This is a genomic window from Serratia sp. TMDUHS_CL, assembly GCF_037137105.1.
GTDB classification, from domain to species: Bacteria; Pseudomonadota; Gammaproteobacteria; order Enterobacterales; family Enterobacteriaceae; genus Serratia; species Serratia nevei.
Genome location: NZ_JBBBDV010000031.1, coordinates 1 through 1,732, shown reverse-complemented (window position 1 = coordinate 1,732; position 1,732 = coordinate 1). Strand labels below are relative to the sequence as shown.

General features: G+C 52.1%; 1 rRNA gene. It reads left to right on the top strand.

Going from position 1 to position 1,732, the window contains the following annotated elements:
• Nucleotides 1-149: 149 nt before the first annotated feature.
• A 23S ribosomal RNA gene (locus WCL58_RS25225) occupies nt 150-1,732 on the top strand; the annotation flags it as partial.

The window sequence follows — 1,732 nt, the reverse complement described above, 5'->3', positions numbered from 1 at the left end:
TTGCTCTTTAACAATCTGGAACAAGCTGAAAATTGAAACATGACGGCTGAAATTTATCCCTCCGTAGATGTATTGGGATAAAGAGTAACCTGTCATAGAGTCTCTCAAATGTTTGCAGCGCGAACGATGGAAACATCTTCGGGTTGTGAGGTTAAGTGACTAAGCGTACACGGTGGATGCCTAGGCAGTCAGAGGCGATGAAGGGCGTGCTAATCTGCGAAAAGCGTCGGTAAGGTGATATGAACCGTTACAACCGGCGATACCCGAATGGGGAAACCCAGTGTGTTTCGACACACTATCATGTCATGAATACATAGTGGCATGAGGCGAACCGGGGGAACTGAAACATCTAAGTACCCCGAGGAAAAGAAATCAACCGAGATTCCCCCAGTAGCGGCGAGCGAACGGGGAGGAGCCCAGAACCTGAATCGGCTTGTGTGTTAGTGGAAGCGTCTGGAAAGTCGCGCAGCAAAGGGTGATAGCCCCGTACACTAAAATGCACAGGTCGTGAGTTCGATGAGTAGGGCGGGACACGTGACATCCTGTCTGAATATGGGGGGACCATCCTCCAAGGCTAAATACTCCTGACTGACCGATAGTGAACCAGTACCGTGAGGGAAAGGCGAAAAGAACCCCGGCGAGGGGAGTGAAATAGAACCTGAAACCGTGTACGTACAAGCAGTGGGAGCACCTTCGTGGTGTGACTGCGTACCTTTTGTATAATGGGTCAGCGACTTATATTTTGTAGCAAGGTTAACCGTATAGGGGAGCCGTAGGGAAACCGAGTCTTAACTGGGCGAATAGTTGCAAGGTATAGACCCGAAACCCGGTGATCTAGCCATGGGCAGGTTGAAGGTTGGGTAACACTAACTGGAGGACCGAACCGACTAATGTTGAAAAATTAGCGGATGACTTGTGGCTGGGGGTGAAAGGCCAATCAAACCGGGAGATAGCTGGTTCTCCCCGAAAGCTATTTAGGTAGCGCCTCGTGAACTCATCTTCGGGGGTAGAGCACTGTTTCGGCTAGGGGGCCATCCCGGCTTACCAAACCGATGCAAACTCCGAATACCGAAGAATGTTATCACGGGAGACACACGGCGGGTGCTAACGTCCGTCGTGAAGAGGGAAACAACCCAGACCGCCAGCTAAGGTCCCAAAGTCATGGTTAAGTGGGAAACGATGTGGGAAGGCATAGACAGCCAGGATGTTGGCTTAGAAGCAGCCATCATTTAAAGAAAGCGTAATAGCTCACTGGTCGAGTCGGCCTGCGCGGAAGATGTAACGGGGCTAAACCATGCACCGAAGCTGCGGCAGCGACGCTTAGCGTTGTTGGGTAGGGGAGCGTTCTGTAAGCCGTTGAAGGTGGCCTGTGAGGGTTGCTGGAGGTATCAGAAGTGCGAATGCTGACATAAGTAACGATAAAGCGGGTGAAAAGCCCGCTCGCCGGAAGACCAAGGGTTCCTGTCCAACGTTAATCGGGGCAGGGTGAGTCGACCCCTAAGGCGAGGCTGAAAAGCGTAGTCGATGGGAAACAGGTTAATATTCCTGTACTTGGTGTTACTGCGAAGGGGGGACGGAGAAGGCTAGGCTAGCCGGGCGACGGTTGTCCCGGTTTAAGCGTGTAGGGGGTGTGACCTGGTAAATCCGGTTGCATACTAACCCTGAGGCGTGATGACGATGCACTACGGTGCAGAAGTAGTTGATGCCCTGCTTCCAGGAAAAGCCTCTAAGC